Annotated in this window: 13 protein-coding genes; 11 read left to right on the top strand and 2 right to left on the bottom strand. The window is 47.9% G+C overall.

Features of this window, described 5'->3' with window-relative positions:
* Positions 1 to 52: 52 nt before the first annotated feature.
* The 11 genes from DWZ03_RS06705 (at position 53) to DWZ03_RS06755 (ending at position 13583) form a co-directional block, all read left to right on the top strand.
* Positions 53 to 607, top strand: a complete 555-nt coding sequence (locus DWZ03_RS06705; protein ID WP_098031994.1) for a DUF5063 domain-containing protein — start codon at positions 53 to 55, stop codon at positions 605 to 607.
* A 3-nt stretch (positions 608 to 610) separates the two neighbouring features.
* Positions 611 to 1234, top strand: a complete 624-nt coding sequence (locus DWZ03_RS06710; RefSeq protein ID WP_120129330.1) for a 3'-5' exonuclease — start codon at positions 611 to 613, stop codon at positions 1232 to 1234.
* A 39-nt stretch (positions 1235 to 1273) separates the two neighbouring features.
* The gene (locus DWZ03_RS06715) at positions 1274 to 2455 is read left to right on the top strand and encodes a class I SAM-dependent rRNA methyltransferase (protein WP_005826914.1); all 1182 of its coding nucleotides are present in this window, start codon (positions 1274 to 1276) and stop codon (positions 2453 to 2455) included.
* Positions 2456 to 2769: 314 nt separating this feature from the next.
* Positions 2770 to 4026 (top strand): nucleoside permease, encoded by a 1257-nt coding sequence (locus DWZ03_RS06720; RefSeq protein WP_120129332.1) that lies wholly within the window; start codon positions 2770 to 2772, stop codon positions 4024 to 4026.
* 26 nt (positions 4027 to 4052) lie between these two features.
* A complete protein-coding gene (locus DWZ03_RS06725) occupies positions 4053 to 4637 on the top strand; it encodes a bifunctional nuclease family protein (RefSeq protein ID WP_005832936.1) in 585 nt (194 codons plus the stop codon).
* A gap of 1 nt (position 4638) precedes the next feature.
* Positions 4639 to 5337 (top strand): 16S rRNA (uracil(1498)-N(3))-methyltransferase, encoded by a 699-nt coding sequence (locus DWZ03_RS06730; RefSeq protein ID WP_022400649.1) that lies wholly within the window; start codon positions 4639 to 4641, stop codon positions 5335 to 5337.
* A gap of 22 nt (positions 5338 to 5359) precedes the next feature.
* Positions 5360 to 6913 carry a DUF4836 family protein gene (locus tag DWZ03_RS06735; protein WP_022400650.1) on the top strand — a complete coding sequence of 518 codons (1554 nt, stop codon included), beginning with the start codon at positions 5360 to 5362 and terminating at the stop codon, positions 6911 to 6913.
* Between the two features lie 62 nt (positions 6914 to 6975).
* Positions 6976 to 7620, top strand: a complete 645-nt coding sequence (locus DWZ03_RS06740) for an ATP-binding cassette domain-containing protein (protein ID WP_057255737.1) — start codon at positions 6976 to 6978, stop codon at positions 7618 to 7620.
* Between the two features lie 11 nt (positions 7621 to 7631).
* Positions 7632 to 8837, top strand: a complete 1206-nt coding sequence (locus DWZ03_RS06745; protein WP_120129335.1) for an ABC transporter permease — start codon at positions 7632 to 7634, stop codon at positions 8835 to 8837.
* Positions 8838 to 8839: 2 nt separating this feature from the next.
* Entirely contained in the window at positions 8840 to 11146 is a 2307-nt protein-coding gene (locus DWZ03_RS06750; protein ID WP_120129337.1) for a helix-turn-helix domain-containing protein, read from the top strand.
* Between the two features lie 85 nt (positions 11147 to 11231).
* On the top strand, positions 11232 to 13583 hold the full coding sequence (locus DWZ03_RS06755) for a TIM-barrel domain-containing protein (protein WP_195657569.1): 2352 nt from the start codon (positions 11232 to 11234) through the stop codon (positions 13581 to 13583).
* A gap of 147 nt (positions 13584 to 13730) precedes the next feature.
* Here DWZ03_RS06755 and DWZ03_RS06760 read toward each other — a convergent pair whose 3' ends face one another.
* Positions 13731 to 15590: an SLC13 family permease gene (locus tag DWZ03_RS06760; RefSeq protein ID WP_005832990.1), complete on the bottom strand. Its 1860-nt coding sequence runs from the start codon at positions 15588 to 15590 to the stop codon at positions 13731 to 13733.
* Between the two features lie 78 nt (positions 15591 to 15668).
* Positions 15669 to 15944 (bottom strand): putative quinol monooxygenase, encoded by a 276-nt coding sequence (locus DWZ03_RS06765; protein WP_005826936.1) that lies wholly within the window; start codon positions 15942 to 15944, stop codon positions 15669 to 15671.
* Between the last annotated feature and the right edge of the window lie 82 nt (positions 15945 to 16026).

A 16026-nucleotide genomic window follows, 5' to 3' on the forward strand; every position in this document is an offset into this window, starting at 1 on the left:
ATTTGCTTCTACTTTCGGTTTGCGCTATCTTTGCGTTTCAAATCAAGAAGATATGAAAAAAGAAAGTCAAGTGATATTCGACCGGAATGCCGTAGAGTTTGTGACCGTAGCCGCCGAGTTTTGCAAGTTTCTGGAACAAGCGGAAGGGGTGAAACGTTCCGCGTTCGTCGATACCTCCTTAAAAATACTTCCGCTACTCTACCTGAAGGCCTCCATGCTGCCCGAGTGCGAAACCATAGGAGACGAGGCGCCGGAAACATTCGTCACCGAAGAGACCTATGAGGTACTCCGCATGAACCTCGCCAATATCCTGGCCGAGAAAGACGACTACCTGGACGTATTCGTATCTGACATGAAGTATAGTGACCAGCCCATCACCAGGAACATTTCCGAAGACTTGGCCGACATATACCAGGACATCAAGGACTTTATCTTCGTATTCCAGCTGGGTTTCAACGAGACGATGAACGATTCGCTTACCATCTGCCAGGAAAACTTCCGCCTCCATTGGGGACAAAAGCTTGTCAACACCCTGCGTGCCCTGCACGAGGTGAAGTATGCGCAAGGCGAGGATGAAGAGGAGGAAACCGCAGACTTTGAATATTAAATTATGGTTATCAAAAGAACAATAGATAAAGAAACAGTGAAAGACCTGCCCAAAGCCGCCTTTTCGGGACAGATACATGTCGTACAGACACCGTGGGAAGCGGAGAAGGCAGTCGCCTATCTGAAGTCCTGCCCGTTGCTGGGCATAGACAGCGAAACCCGTCCATCGTTCACAAAAGGACAGATACACAAGGTGGCCCTGCTGCAGATTTCCTCAGAGGAACATTGCTTTCTGTTCCGCCTCAACCTGACGGGACTGACTCTGCCGGTTATCACATTGCTGGAAAACCCAAGTGTAACGAAAGTAGGCCTTTCCTTGCGGGATGACTTCATGATGCTGCACAAGCGTGCTCCTTTCGAACAACATGCGTGCATTGAATTGCAGGAATACGTCCGCGCTTTCGGCATCCAGGATAAAAGCCTGCAAAAGATATATGCCATCCTCTTCGGGGAAAAGATTTCGAAAAGCCAGCGCCTTTCCAACTGGGAAGCCGAAACCTTGACCGAACCGCAGAAACTGTATGCCGCCACCGATGCCTGGGCATGCCTCAACATCTACAACAAGCTGCAAGAACTGAAACGGACAGGAGATTTTGAGATAGAAGCCAATAATAATGTGGTAATGTAATGCACATTATCACATTACCACATTAATCACATTATATATATGTACAAAGTATACCTTAAACCCAATAAAGAGGAGTCATTAAAGCGTTTTCACCCGTGGGTGTTTTCCGGCGCCATCGCACATTTCGACGGAGAGCCCGAAGAAGGGGAAGTTGTTGAAATCTACACGTCCAAAAAGGAATTCATAGCCAAAGGGCATTTTCAGATTGGCAGTATCGCCGTACGCGTACTGACCTTCCGTCAAGAAGAAGAAATCAATGCGGACTTCTGGAAACGCAAACTCAGCATAGCATACGACATGCGCCGCAGTATCGGCATAGCCGGAAACCCGACAAACAACACCTATCGCCTGGTGCACGGGGAGGGAGACAACCTGCCGGGGCTGGTTATCGACATTTATGCCCGTACCGCAGTGATGCAGGCACATTCTGCCGGCATGCACCTCGACCGCATGGCCATTGCCGATGCCCTTACCGAAGTGATGGGCAGCCAGATTGACAATATCTATTACAAATCGGAGACGACCCTTCCCTTCAAGGCCGACCTCTATCCGGAGAATGGTTTCTTGAAAGGCGGCAGCACGGACAATGTAGCCATGGAGTACGGCCTGAAGTTCCACATCGACTGGCTGAAAGGCCAAAAAACCGGTTTCTTCGTAGACCAACGCGAGAACCGTTCGCTACTGGAACGTTATGCCAAAGGCCGCAGCGTACTGAATATGTTCTGCTATACCGGCGGCTTCTCCGTATATGCTATGCGTGGAGACGCCAAACTGGTGCATTCCGTGGACAGCTCCGCCAAAGCCATCGACTTGACCAACAAGAACATCGAACTGAACTTCCCGGGTGACACCCGCCATGCCGCCTATGCAGAAGATGCCTTCAAATACCTTGACCGCATGGGCGACCAATACGACCTGATAGTTCTTGACCCTCCTGCTTTTGCCAAGCACCGCGATGCCCTGCGCAATGCCCTGCAAGGCTACCGCAAACTGAACGTCAAGGCTTTCGAGAAAATCAAGCCCGGCGGCATCCTCTTCACATTCTCGTGTTCGCAAGCCGTCAGCAAAGAAAACTTCCGCACCGCCGTGTTCACAGCCGCTGCCATGTCCGGCCGCAGCGTACGCATCCTGCACCAACTGACGCAACCTGCCGACCACCCGGTCAGCATCTATCATCCGGAAGGGGAATACCTGAAAGGACTGGTTCTATATGTAGAATAAAGGAAAAAGCAGGCTTTGTTAGCCTGCTTTTCTTAAATAGAGTTAATAAAAAGCAGAAATACGCCAAAACAGCATGTTATATAACATAAACCGTGTATATTTGCACTGTGTTTTTCATGGTATTAGATTTAAGGTTAATAAAGATTGGGTGTCTGGGATAGATACCCTTCTTTTTTTATAATACATTCCTTCCCAAAATCCATCCCTCATTAATCTCTTTCGTTGAAGAAAAAGCCGTACAGAACTTGTTTTTCTCCTAGTCTCATTGTACATTTGCATCTATTACATAATTTAAAATATAAAAAGCTAATATTATGAGCATCAAATTCCGACTCACTGCCATGCAATTCCTGCAATTCTTCGTTTGGGGAGCATGGCTGATTTCATTAGGTGGTTACATGGGCGGTACGTTACATTTTGAAGGCGGACAAATCGGAGCAATCTTTGCAACCATGGGTATAGCCTCACTGATAATGCCCGGACTGACCGGTATCATCGCCGACAAATGGATAAACGCCGAACGCCTTTATGGCATACTCCACCTCATCGGTGCCGGTGCTCTGATTTATGCTTCAACTGCCACCACATACAACCACATGTACTGGGCCATGCTGCTCAACATGCTTGTTTACATGCCTACACTATCTCTGGCCAACACCGTATCCTACAATGCGCTGGAAAGATATAAAATGGATTTGGTGAAAGACTTCCCCCCCATCCGTGTATGGGGAACGGTAGGCTTTATCTGTGCCATGTGGGCTGTGGACCTTACCGGGTTCAAGGCAAGTGCGGCACAACTCTATGTGGCAGCCATCTCGGCAGCCATGCTGGGGCTTTACGCCTTCACCCTGCCTGCCTGCCCTCCCATGCGCTGCGAAGGAAAAACGATGCTCTCCGCTTTCGGACTGGATGCACTGGTGCTGTTCAAGCGCAAGAAGATGGCCATCTTCTTCCTATTCTCCATGTTGCTGGGAGCCGCCCTTCAAATAACAAACACCTATGGTGACCTTTTCCTGGGTTCGTTTGCTTCCATACCGGAATATGCAGATTCGTTCGGTGTGAAACACTCCGTCATCCTGCTCTCCATCTCGCAAATGAGTGAGACGCTGTTTATCCTTGCCATCCCCTTCTTCCTGAAACATTTCGGAATCAAGCGTGTTATGTTAATCAGTATGTTTGCATGGGTATTCCGTTTCGGGCTCTTCGCCCTCGGAGACCCGGGAAGCGGACTTTGGATGCTCATTCTCTCGATGATTGTCTACGGCATGGCATTTGACTTTTTCAATGTATCGGGCTCGCTGTTTACAGAAATGGAGGCACATCCCAGTATCCGTGCCAGCGCACAAGGCTTGTTCTTCATGATGACGAACGGTGTGGGAGCCATCATCGGAGGTTATGCCAGCGGAGCCGTGGTGGATGCCTTCTCGGTATATGCCGAAGGCGGAGGACTGGTAAGCCGCGACTGGACACCGGTATGGTTTATCTTTGCAGGATATGCCTTAGTCATTGGTCTGCTATTTGGAATGGTGTTCCGCTATAAACATAATCCGGAAAAAATAGAGAAAAACTGATTGAGAGTCAGGTTGATTTAATAGGTATGAATAAGAAAAAGATAGAACTACAAGTACTAAACATTTCCAACAGCCAGGCGCAAGCGGGTGCCTATGCCCTGGTACTGGGTGAAGTGGGTGGCAAACGCCAGCTTCCGATTATTATAGGTGCCACCGAAGCACAAGCTATGGTCATCGAGATGAAAGGTATTGTACCGCCCCGTCCGCTGACCCATAACCTATTTGCTTCCGTTCTTGAGGTGCTGGGTGTAAAACTGATGCGTATTCTTATCTATAAAGTAGACAACGGAGTATTCTACTCCTACCTTTACATGAAAGCCGAAGAGACTATTCTCCGGATTGATGCCCGTACCAGCGATGCCGTCGCCCTGGCATTGCGCATGAATGCTCCTATCTTTGTCTACGAAGAGATTCTCGAAACAGAATGTCTGAAAACCGGCGAAAGCACCACCGACCCTATGGGAGGCAGCGAGCCGGACAAAGACGAACTGTTGCAGGAAGACACAATAGGCATATTGAAAACAGCCCTGCAGAAAGCAATCGAAGAAGAGGATTACGAACGAGCCGCACAGATAAGAGACCAAATCAACCAACTCAAAAACAATTTGTAACATGCACGTATTCTATACTCCCGACATACAGACCCACGCAGAACTGCCCGAAGAGGAAGCAGCACATGCCGTACGGGTCTTACGCCTGCAAGCAGGCGACGAGGTTATGCTGACAGACGGAAAGGGCTGCTTCTATCGCGCTGAAATCAGTACGGCTACCAACAAACGCTGCCTGGTGAATATTCTGGAAACCCTTCCGCAAGCCCCCTTGTGGAAAGGTCATCTGCACATTGCCATGGCACCTACCAAGAACATGGACCGTACAGAGTGGTTTGCCGAGAAAGCGACGGAAATAGGGTTTGATGAACTGACATTCCTGAACTGCCGTTTCTCGGAACGGAAAGTCATCAAGACGGAGCGCATCTCCAAAATTCTGGTTTCTGCCATCAAGCAGTCGCTCAAGGCACGCCTGCCCCAACTGAATGAAATGACAGACTTCAACAAGTTCATCACACAGCCTTTTCCGGGTCAGAAATTCATCGCCCACTGTTATGAAGGCGAAAAACCGCTTTTGAAGGATATGGTACATCCCGGAGAGGACGCTCTCGTACTAATCGGTCCTGAAGGAGACTTCAGCGAAGAGGAAGTCCGGAAGGCGACGGAAAACGGTTTTATCCCCATCAGCTTGGGAAAATCAAGGTTGCGTACAGAGACGGCGGCACTGGTTGCCTGCCACATCCTCAATTTACAGAATCAATGATACTCACTAAAACAAAAACTATATGAAAAAGAACCTATTCTTCCACTTCTCAGTACTGGCAATGCTCATCGTGCTGATAAGCGCTTGTTCGTCCAAAAAGCCAGAATACACCAACGTTATTCCTTCCGATGCCTCGCAAGTCATCGCTGTCAATTTAAAATCATTGGCAGACAAGGCCGGTACCAAAGATAAAGAGACTAAAGAAGCACTGCAAAAGCTGACAGATGCCTTGAAAAGCGATATGAATGCAGCCACTTTCCAACAATTGGAGGCTGTACTGAAAGACCCTGCCAAATCGGGAGTGGACGTCAATGCGCCGATTTATGTCTTCAACGCTCCCTCGTTCCCCTACACCACCATGGTAGCCAAGGTTCAAAGTGAGGATGATTTGCTGAAGCTTCTGGAAGTTACGGAGAAAGAACAGATAATCAGCCATGTGGTAGAAGCGGACGGTTACAGTTTTGCACAAATCAACAAGCGGGCATTGCTCGCTTTCACTCCTACCACGCTTATGGTGGTGAACTACACCGGCACATCGCAACTGGAAAAAGTCAAAGAAGGAATTCTCGCCTTGCTGAAACAGACCGGAGAAAACAGCATCAACAGTAACACCGCTTTCAAGAAAATGCAAAAGCAGGATGGAGACATCAATATGCTCATCTCTCCTTCCAGCCTGCTGAGTGCATACGCCAATCCGCTGAATTACGGAATATCCCACAATATCGACCTGAAAGACTTGAAGATGCTGGGAAGTCTCTCCTTCGAAAAAGGGAAAATAGAACTGAAAGTAGAGAGCTATACCGAGAACACAGAATTGAAAGCACTTTTCGAAAAGCAAATCAAAAGTACTTGTCCCATCGAAAACACGTTCTTGAAGTATTTCCCAAAATCTACCCTGGCGCTATTCAGCATAGGTATCAATGGAGAAGAGTTCTACAATGTGCTGCAAGAGAATGAGCAGTTCCGCAACGATTTCTCCATTACCAAAGCCGCTGAAGTAAAAGACTTGTTCAGTGCTTTCCACAACGACCTGACCATAGGCCTTATCAATGTAACCATGAACAGCAATCCTTCTTTCCTGGCCTATGCCAGCGTAAAGAACGACGCTCCCTTGAAAGCCCTTTATGAGAAAAAGTCCGAACTGGGACTGAAACGCGGCGAAGACATCGTGAAATTGAATGAGAATGAATATGTCTATAAATCACGCGCTATCAACATATTCTTCGGCATACGAGACAAACAGATGTACGCCACCAATGACGAACTGCTGTATAAGAATGCATGCAAGACCGCTGACCCGTCTGCCAAAGAGACGGACTTCGCTTCTAGTCTGAAAGGCAAGCGCACAGCCTTTGTCATCAATGCGGAAGCCGTACTTGACCTGCCCGTTGTAAAAATGCTAGCTGGATTTGGCGGACAAGAGTATAGCACCTATTACTCGCTGCTCGGCAATATCTCGTATCTGGAAGCTGTCGGCAACGAGGACAAGGCAACCGTCACCCTGCAGCTGAAGAACAAGAATGTTAATGCACTGAAACAGATTGTGGACTTTATCAAGCAGTTTGCAGGAATGTAATTTAAGGATTAAGGATTAGAGATTAAGGATTAAGGATTAGAGATTAAGGATTAATACCACTCATGAATAGGATTCACCTACGGCAAACACTACCTCAAGTGTTTGCCGACCGTGATGCCATTACCTCAGACGTATGGCATCGGGACATTACGTTCCACAAAGGGAAACGTTATCTCATAGAAGCCGCTTCGGGCACCGGAAAATCATCGCTTTGCAGCTATGTTTACGGTTACCGCAACGATTATCAGGGAATCATCAACTTTGATGAGCGCAATATCCGTTCACTCTCCGTCAATGACTGGACAGATATACGCAAACACTCCCTCAGCATTCTTTTTCAGGAGTTGCGTATCTTTCCCGAACTTACCGCCATCGAGAACATACAACTGAAGAACCGGCTTACCAACTTCAAAAAAAGGAAAGAAGTCCTTACCCTATTCGAGGCAATCGGCATTGCCGACAAGGTAAACGAAAAAGCCGGGAAGCTATCTTTCGGCCAGCAACAAAGAGTCGCCTTTATCCGCAGCCTCTGCCAGCCTTTCGACTTCATCTTCCTGGATGAACCCATCAGCCATCTGGATAACGAGAACGGAACAATCATGGGCAGGCTGCTGACAGAAGAAGCCAGCCGCCAAGGAGCGGGAATCATAGTGACTTCCATCGGTAAACATCTGGAATTGGATTATGATGAAATTTATCAATTATAAATGTGGCTAATATGAACCGACTTGTTTGGAAACTTCTCCGCCAGCACATCAGTGTCGGACAGTTGGCAGGCTTTTTCCTCGCCAATCTCTTCGGCATGATGATTGTATTGCTGAGCGTACAATTCTATCGTGATGTCCTTCCCGTTTTTACGGAAGGGGACAGTTTCATGAAGAAGGATTATATCATTGCTACCAAGAAAATCAGTACTTTGGGCAGCTTTGCCGGGAAAAGCAATACCTTCTCCAAAGATGAGATAAAGGACCTGAAAGCCCAACCTTTTACTAAGGGGGTAGGCGCGTTCACTCCTTCCTTGTTCAAAGTCTCTGCCGGACTCGGTATGCAGGAAGCCGGTATCCGCTTGTCGACAGAGATGTTTTTCGAGTCTGTACCCGACGAATATGTGGATGTCAGTCTGGACAAATGGCATTTTGAAGAAGATATCCGGGTAATTCCCATCATCGTTCCGCGCAATTATCTGAACCTCTATAACTTTGGCTTTGCACAAAGCCGGAATCTGCCGAAACTCTCCGAAGGACTGATGAGTCTGGTACAGATGGATGTGATGATGCGGGGTAACGGACGTATGGAACAATATAAAGGCAACATTGTAGGATTCTCCAACCGGCTGAATACCATTCTCGTTCCCCAATCCTTCATGGACTGGGCCAACAAGAATTTCGCACCGGAGAAAGAAGCGGAACCGTCCCGGCTGATTGTGGAAGTAAAGAATCCTACCGACACAGCCATCACCGACTATTTCCAGCAAAAGAATTACGAAACCGAAGGCAACAATCTGGATGCCGGAAAGACAACTTATTTCCTGCGCCTCATTACGGCTATCGTCATGGGCGTAGGATTATTCATCAGCATTCTGTCATTCTACATCTTGATGCTGAGCATCTTCCTGCTTCTCCAGAAGAATACGGTAAAACTGGAAAACCTGCTGCTGATAGGATATAGCCCGACGCGGGTAGCCACGCCTTATTATATACTGACAGTAGGGCTGAATGTACTGGTACTGTTCCTCTCCATCGGTTGTGTGATATGGGTACGCAGTTACTATATAGAAGTAGTCCAAAACCTCTTCCCGCAACTGGAGAGCGGTTCACTGCTTCCATGTATATTGACCGGTTGCCTATTATTTTTTGCTGTATCACTGCTGAATATTTTGGCAATAGGCAAAAAAATTATCAGTATCTGGAAAGGGGGAAAATAAAGATGGGAAAAATCCATCCAACAGATATAAAGTTCATGGTATTGTTGGTATTATGCCTCAGCATGGCATTTCCCAGCTCTGCCAATAACTTTCTATTCACTACCATTGACACCTCGCACGGTCTGAGTGATAACCAGATACGCTATATCCTCCAACTTCCGGACGGAAGAATGGTATTTACCACCACCCGGAACGTCAATCTGTATGATGGAGCCAACTTCACCTCCCTGCAGCCCACCCCCGAAGATATATATCCGCTGAAACAATACAAGGGCTTCTACCATGTCTATCTGAGCGGCGATTCCCTCTTGTGGATAAAGGATTACCAACGGCTGATGTGCATCAATCTCCATAACGAGCGATACATTGCCAACCTGGACTCCGTCTTTCAACAGAAAGGCATGCAGCATCCCATAGAGGATTTGTTTGCGGACGAACGGGGGCTTGTCTGGGTAATCAGCCATGGCGAGCTGTTACAGCCGGAACTTTCCTTCCGATTGAAACTGCCTGAAGACCGGGGAACGATACAAGACCAGACTGCAGACGACGAATCGCTGTATCTGTTCCATGACACAGGAGAAATCGTATGCTATGATGTAAAAAACGGAAAGCAACAGTATGACATTGCCGCATATCCCCGGACGGAACAAGAGAAGTTCCAAAACACCTCCCTCATACTCAGAGGAAAAAACGGGTTCTATCAACTGCGCAACGGCTCTAAAGGAGGATTTTTCCATTTCGACCTCCATAAGCGAGCATGGGAGAAGCTGATGGAAACAGACTATACCCTCAATACACTGATGATTTCCGCGGATGAGAAAGCATACATCAGCTGCATCCGTGGTTTTTGGATTATCGACCCTAAAAAGGGGACACGCCACTATATGCCCACCTTGAGGACCCGAAAGGGCAACGTCCTTGCCACAGAAATCAGTACGATTTTCCAAGACCAACAAGGGGCTTTATGGCTCGGAACATTCAACAGAGGATTGCTGTACTACCATCCGGCCCTATATAAGCACATCCACATAGACAAGAAGGATTTCCCCCTATCACTTGAAAGAAATACAGCCGTAGCAAACTTTACGGAAGACCGGGACGGCAACATATTCATAAAGGACCGGACAGCTATCTATAAGCTCGACCTGCAGGAAGACAGCAACCGGATACTCATGCCGGTAGAAGCATCCACCCTGCCCAAAGAGCTACAAGGGGAATACGGTTCGGAAGCGGCATTCGTGTCACATGACGGAACGCTCTACTTCGGAGACGCTGACGGATGCAATATCTTTTCTCCCAATCCGGAGCCTCCATCTTCCAGTCTGCCCTATCCACCGGTTTTCACGGCAATCCATGTACATGGAGAACGCATCCTCCCGGGCAGAAGCCATGAAAGCCGGACTATACTACCCGAAAACTCTCCTTATGTGGAAGAAATATCATTGAACCACGACCAGAACTTCCTCACTCTCGAGTTCTCCGCATTGAATTACTTCAACCGCGAGCACACCCATTACCGCTATCAGCTGGAAGGTATCGACGCACAATGGGTAACCGCCGGCAACATGAAGCAGAGCAACGGCATTCTCCAAGCTCCCTATACCAACTTGCCACCGGGAAGCTACACCTTCAAGGTAATGGCCTCTAACGATGGAAAGCATTGGAATGAAGAGCAAACGGCCCGGATAAGCCTGACAGTCCATGCTCCCTGGTGGAAAACCGGCGTTGCATACGTCATCTATATAGTCTTGTCAATCGTCATCATTGCGGCAAGTATCCGCCTCTACATACACCGCACCCGGAAGGAGATGGAACGGAAACACAAAGAAGAAATCCTTTTGCTCCGCATCCGCAACTTGATAGAGCAGTGCAACCGTTATGAAGCGGAACAAAAGAAATCACCGGAAGGAAAAAACATAACTTGTGTACATAGCCATACCGAACCTCACCAAACAGAAAACAAGCAAGACGCATCCGAATCTGTTTTCTTGACAAAAGCTATCGAACTGGTGGAAAAGAACCTGCATGTACCCGGCTACTCCGTAGAGCAGCTAAGCCGCGACTTGTGTATGGAACGCACCGGACTTTACCGGAAACTGGTAGCCATGCTCGACCAGTCCCCCAGCCTCTTCATCCGCAACATCCGCTTGCAACGTGCGGCACAACTCATCCTGGAAGGCAGCCTCAGCATTACGGAAATCGCAGAGCGTACCGGCTTCAGCAGTTCCAGCTATCTCAGCAAATGTTTCCAGGAAATGTACGGCTGCCGTCCCTCGGAATATGCGGAGAAAATGCAGAAATCAACCTGAGTGTTGTTCCGTTTCAACAAGATTGTTGCCACCTAAAGGGGATTCAAGGCTACTTTTGCAGCATAATTTTAAAAGAACCATGAAAATGAATTTTATGAAAAGAGCCGGCTTCGTGCTGACTTGTGCAACCATGCTTGCAAACTTGTGTGCCGCCCAGAACACAGAGCGCACACCTCAAGGAATGAAATGCACCACACAAGGAATGGACATCCGTGTGGAATTCTATTCGCCTTCCATTGTGCGGGTTTACAAAACTCCCGAAGGCAAACCCTACAACAAAGAAAGTCTGGTAGTGGTCAAATCACCCGAAACGGTCAAAGTGGACTTTTCGGAGGAAGCAGGACAAACCGTGCTGAAATCTTCCATATTGAAAATTTTTGTCAATCCGGCAACCGGAGGCATCAGTTTCCATACCATCGCCGGCAATGAGCTGCTGAAAGACAAGGACTACGGCACCTCTTTTGCCGATAAGAATGATGCCGGCACTCCCTCCTATCAAGTAAGGGGCTCTTTCCTATTGGATAAAAACGAACCTATCTACGGAGTAGGACAAGTGATGGACGGCAAATTCAACCGCCGCAACTCCATGCACCACATGCAGAACGAGAACATGTTCACCTATTCTCCTTATTTCATGTCGCCTGTGAAAGGCTATGCCGTATATTGGGACAACTACTCCATTTCAGAATTCATGGATACTCCGCAGGAACTCGCTTTCCAGAGCCTGGGACACTGTGCGGACTATTATTTCATGTATGGCGGAAACGCCGACGGCATCATCGCCCAGGTGCGCGACTTGACGGGACACTCCCCCATGCTTCCGTTGTGGGCCTATGGTTTCTTCCAAAGCAAGGAGCGCTATCATACGCAGGAAGAAAGCCTGAATGTCTTGAAGAAGTATCGCGAACTACAAATTCCCATTGACTGTATGATTCAAGACTGGCGCTACTGGCCCGAATATCAGAAGACGGACAGTGCGTGGAACTCACACAGCTTTGACCCTGAACGCTTTCCCAACCCCAAGAAGTGGGCCGACGAAATACACAAGCTGAATGCCAAGCTGATGATTGTGGCATGGCCCGGCTTTGGCACCCACACAGAGCAACGCAAGGAGCTGGATGCCAAAGGCATGATTATCAATTTTGATACCTGGCCTCCACAAAGTGGCGCACGCCCCTACGACGTCTACAATCCCGAAGCAAGGGATATTTATTGGAAATATCTGAATAAAGGCATTTTCAGTTACATCGGCAACGACGGCTGGTGGCTCGATTCTACAGAGCCCGACCATATCAACCGACAAGAATCGGACTATGACCTCCCCACTCACTTGGGATCTTACCGAAGTGTAAAGAACGCCTACTCACTGATGCACAACAGCGGAATAGCCTCGCATCAAAAGGCTTTGAGCAAAGACAAACGCGTTGTCATCCTAACCCGTTCCGGATTTATCGGACAACAACGTTACGGCTGCAACACCTGGAGTGGTGACGTGACCTCCACTTGGGACATGCTGGAGAAACAGATTCCTGCCGCACTGAACTACACCTTAATGGGCATTCCGAACTGGAACAGTGACATAGGCGGCTTCTTTGCCGGACGCTGGAACCAAGAAGGGGGAGCCAAGAACCCCAAATACCAAGAACTGTATGTACGCTGGATGCAGTTCGGCACTTTCTGCCCGATGATGCGTTCGCACGGTACGGAGTTGCCCCGTGAAATCTGGAACTTCGGCAAGCGTGGCGAGTGGTGTTTCGATGCCCAGGAGAAGATGATTAATCTGCGCTATCGCCTTCTGCCCTACATTTACAGCACTTCCTGGGATGTGTCCCACAATGACGGTACATTCATGCGTCCTTTAGTAATGGATTTTGCAGCAGATTCTAAAACACATGAAGTTGGCGGCGAATTTCTTTTCGGACGCTCCCTACTGGTAGCACCGGTCACCCGGCCGGAAGTGACGGAATGGTCGGTTTACCTTCCTCAAGGCGCAGACTGGTGGGACTTCTGGAGTAACGAAAAACAGCAGGGCGGACAGACCTTGAACCGCAGTGTATCGAAAGAGATTCTGCCCGTCTATGTAAAAGCCGGCAGTATCCTGCCGTTCGGTCCCAAAGTACAGTATTCCACCGAAAAGAATTGGGACAATCTGGAGATACGCATCTATCCGGGTGCCGACGGCACATTCACCCTCTACGAGGACGAAAATGACAACTACAACTACGAAAAAGGAGCTTATTCCATCATCCGCTTCCATTGGGACGACAAGGCCCGTCGTCTGACAATAGAAGAGCGAGAAGGTAGTTTTCCGGGTATGCTGAAAAGCCGCAAGTTCAAGGTTGTCCTGGTCGGTCAGGACTCCGGTACGGGAGACCGGCCGATGAAAGGTGGAAAAACAATAAGCTATGCAGGAAAGAAAAAGAGTATAAAGCTGTAACAGTAAAAAGGAGGAACGTGTCAAAACTACCTTACTATTTTTTAGGCGCGGATTACGCAAATTTCAAGAATTCAATTTGCATAGTCCGCGTTATTCCGCGTAATCCGCGCCCAATATTACAGCATAATGAAGTGGTCATATACTTTGCTAAAAAGGAAACAGCAACGGCAACACAAATACCATCACCACTCCCATAATAATCTGCAACGGGAGCCCCACTTTTATATAATCCATGAATGTATATTGTCCTGCCGGCATCACCAGTGCATTGGGCGGTGTAGAGAACGGAGAAGCGAAACACATGCTTGCCGCAACCGTCACGGCAAACAAGAACGGAACGGGACTTACTCCAATCTGAATCGCACTTTGAAGAGCAATAGGGGCCATCAGCACTGCCGTCACCGTATTGCTGATGAACATGGTCATCAATGAAGTGGTGAAATAGATACCTGCCATCAACACAATAGGACCATAACTGCCCAATCCACTTACAAGACTGTTGGATATATATTCCGAGGCACCGGTTTTTTCGAGTGCAAGAGACATGGGGAGCATGGCTGCAAAGAGTACAATTGTTTCCCAGTTTATCGTTTTATAGGCGGCTTCCACATTCCTGAAACATCCCGTCAGCACCATCAGCAAGCCGGCAATCATCACCGCTGTCACCGGGGCCACGGGAATAAAGTCGAAGACCATCATGGCAACCATCAGCACCATGATAGCGGCAGCTATGGGCGCTTTATAATCCAGCGTCACTTTGGCGGCTTCTGCCAAAGGCTGCCCCAATACCACCCAATCGGAATCTTCCCTGCTTATCCGTGCGATGTCCTGCCACGCACCCTGCACCAGCAAAACATCGCCACTATGCATACGCTCACGTCCCAATTCACGTAATATATATTCCTTCTTACGACGGATGCCCAATACATTTACATTAAATTTATCACGGAACCCCGCTTCCTTCACCGTCCGGTTCACAATATTGGAAGAGGGCATCAACACGATTTCGGCAATTCCGATGTCATAAAAGTCAAGGGACTTGTCGGCTTTAGAGGCTTCTTCAGTGGTATGCCCGTCGAGCATTTCCATTAAAAAGTCTTCAGCAAAACGATTTACGTTCGATACCTCTCCCGTAATATAAAGCACGTCGCCCACCCAAATAGTCGTATCGGGTGATGCCAATTTCTGGGTAATAGTTTTCAGGAATCTATGTTGGGAAGAGTCTACACGCCGTACTTCAATGATATTCAGACCATACTTGCGGCGTACATCCAGGTCTATGATGGTTTTTCCTATCAGACGGGAGTCATTGACAGCCCTCAAACGGAACAGGTTGCTGGAAAGTCCGTACTCCTGTACCAGTTGGTCCAATGATTTACCTGACAATGTTCCGTCATTCTTTTTGCCTTTCTTGGAGAGAAACCATTTGGTCAGAGGCATTAAAACCAAAGTTCCCACTATCACGCACACAATGCCCACCGGCAAGAAGGAGAAGAAAGACAGCGGTTCAAAGCCCGCTCCCGTCAATGTATTCTGAATGACCAAGTTAGGAGGCGTACCGATAAGTGTCATCATACCGCCCATACTGCTGGCAAAAGCCAAAGGCATCAATAAACGGCTGGGATTCATTCCGGCACTCAGCGCCAAGCTCACCACGATAGGCAGCATCAAAGCCACCGTTCCCGTATTGCTCACAAAAGCACCAATGGCAGAGGTAACCAGCATAACCAGCAAGAAGAGTTTCAGTTCGCTCTTGCCCGCCAGCTTTAAAATGCGCGAACTTATCATTTTAGCCAGCCCGGTCTGAAAAATGGCGCCGCCCACAACGAACAAGCCCACCATCATAATCACCACCGAGTTGGAGAAGCCGGAAAGGGCCTCTTCAGGAGTAAGAATCTGAAATATCAATAAACCAATCAGCGCACAAAGCGCCACAATGTCCGAACGGACTTTGCCTGCTACAAAAAAGGCAGCGGAGAGAACAAGGATAATAAGGGTAATCAGCATAAATATGTATATTAAGAATGCACAAATATACTTATTTACGCATGATCACACAACCCCTTACTACCTCAAATTACTGATTCAGAACTCGAATTTTTCCAACTTCATGGCAGCCAGCCCCTGGATTTTGGGCACCAGGGCCACAAAATGGTCTGCTTTTTCATGGGCAGACAATGACTCTGCATCTTTCCATGTTTCACAAATCATAAGAACATCGCTGCGAGTGGCGCTCTCAAACACATCATAAGCAATGCATCCATTGTCCTTCAAGGAATATGCGACCAGTTCTTTGGCAGATTCCAATACTGCGGCACGGTTCTCCGCACTTACCTGAATAAAAACATTTAATCTAATCATACTTGTATAAATTTTAAGTGCATCGCAAATTTAAGCAGAATAAATATCTCCACCAACAAAAGTAAATTGTTATTAATTCCTT

It is taken from the genome of Bacteroides sp. AF29-11, assembly GCF_003602895.1.
Taxonomy (GTDB): Bacteria; Bacteroidota; Bacteroidia; order Bacteroidales; family Bacteroidaceae; genus Bacteroides; species Bacteroides uniformis.

What these genes read in the sequence shown, in the direction of transcription:
- DWZ03_RS06705 (WP_098031994.1), top strand. Translation starts at nt 53, where the DNA reads ATGAAAAAAGAAAGTCAAGTGATATTCGACCGGAATGCCGTAGAGTTT.
- DWZ03_RS06710 (WP_120129330.1), top strand. Translation starts at nt 611, where the DNA reads ATGGTTATCAAAAGAACAATAGATAAAGAAACAGTGAAAGACCTGCCC.
- DWZ03_RS06715 (WP_005826914.1), top strand. Translation starts at nt 1,274, where the DNA reads ATGTACAAAGTATACCTTAAACCCAATAAAGAGGAGTCATTAAAGCGT.
- DWZ03_RS06720 (WP_120129332.1), top strand. Translation starts at nt 2,770, where the DNA reads ATGAGCATCAAATTCCGACTCACTGCCATGCAATTCCTGCAATTCTTC.
- DWZ03_RS06725 (WP_005832936.1), top strand. Translation starts at nt 4,053, where the DNA reads ATGAATAAGAAAAAGATAGAACTACAAGTACTAAACATTTCCAACAGC.
- DWZ03_RS06730 (WP_022400649.1), top strand. Translation starts at nt 4,639, where the DNA reads ATGCACGTATTCTATACTCCCGACATACAGACCCACGCAGAACTGCCC.
- DWZ03_RS06735 (WP_022400650.1), top strand. Translation starts at nt 5,360, where the DNA reads ATGAAAAAGAACCTATTCTTCCACTTCTCAGTACTGGCAATGCTCATC.
- DWZ03_RS06740 (WP_057255737.1), top strand. Translation starts at nt 6,976, where the DNA reads ATGAATAGGATTCACCTACGGCAAACACTACCTCAAGTGTTTGCCGAC.
- DWZ03_RS06745 (WP_120129335.1), top strand. Translation starts at nt 7,632, where the DNA reads ATGAACCGACTTGTTTGGAAACTTCTCCGCCAGCACATCAGTGTCGGA.
- DWZ03_RS06750 (WP_120129337.1), top strand. Translation starts at nt 8,840, where the DNA reads ATGGGAAAAATCCATCCAACAGATATAAAGTTCATGGTATTGTTGGTA.
- DWZ03_RS06755 (WP_195657569.1), top strand. Translation starts at nt 11,232, where the DNA reads ATGAATTTTATGAAAAGAGCCGGCTTCGTGCTGACTTGTGCAACCATG.
- DWZ03_RS06760 (WP_005832990.1), bottom strand. Translation starts at nt 15,590, where the DNA reads ATGCTGATTACCCTTATTATCCTTGTTCTCTCCGCTGCCTTTTTTGTA.
- DWZ03_RS06765 (WP_005826936.1), bottom strand. Translation starts at nt 15,944, where the DNA reads ATGATTAGATTAAATGTTTTTATTCAGGTAAGTGCGGAGAACCGTGCC.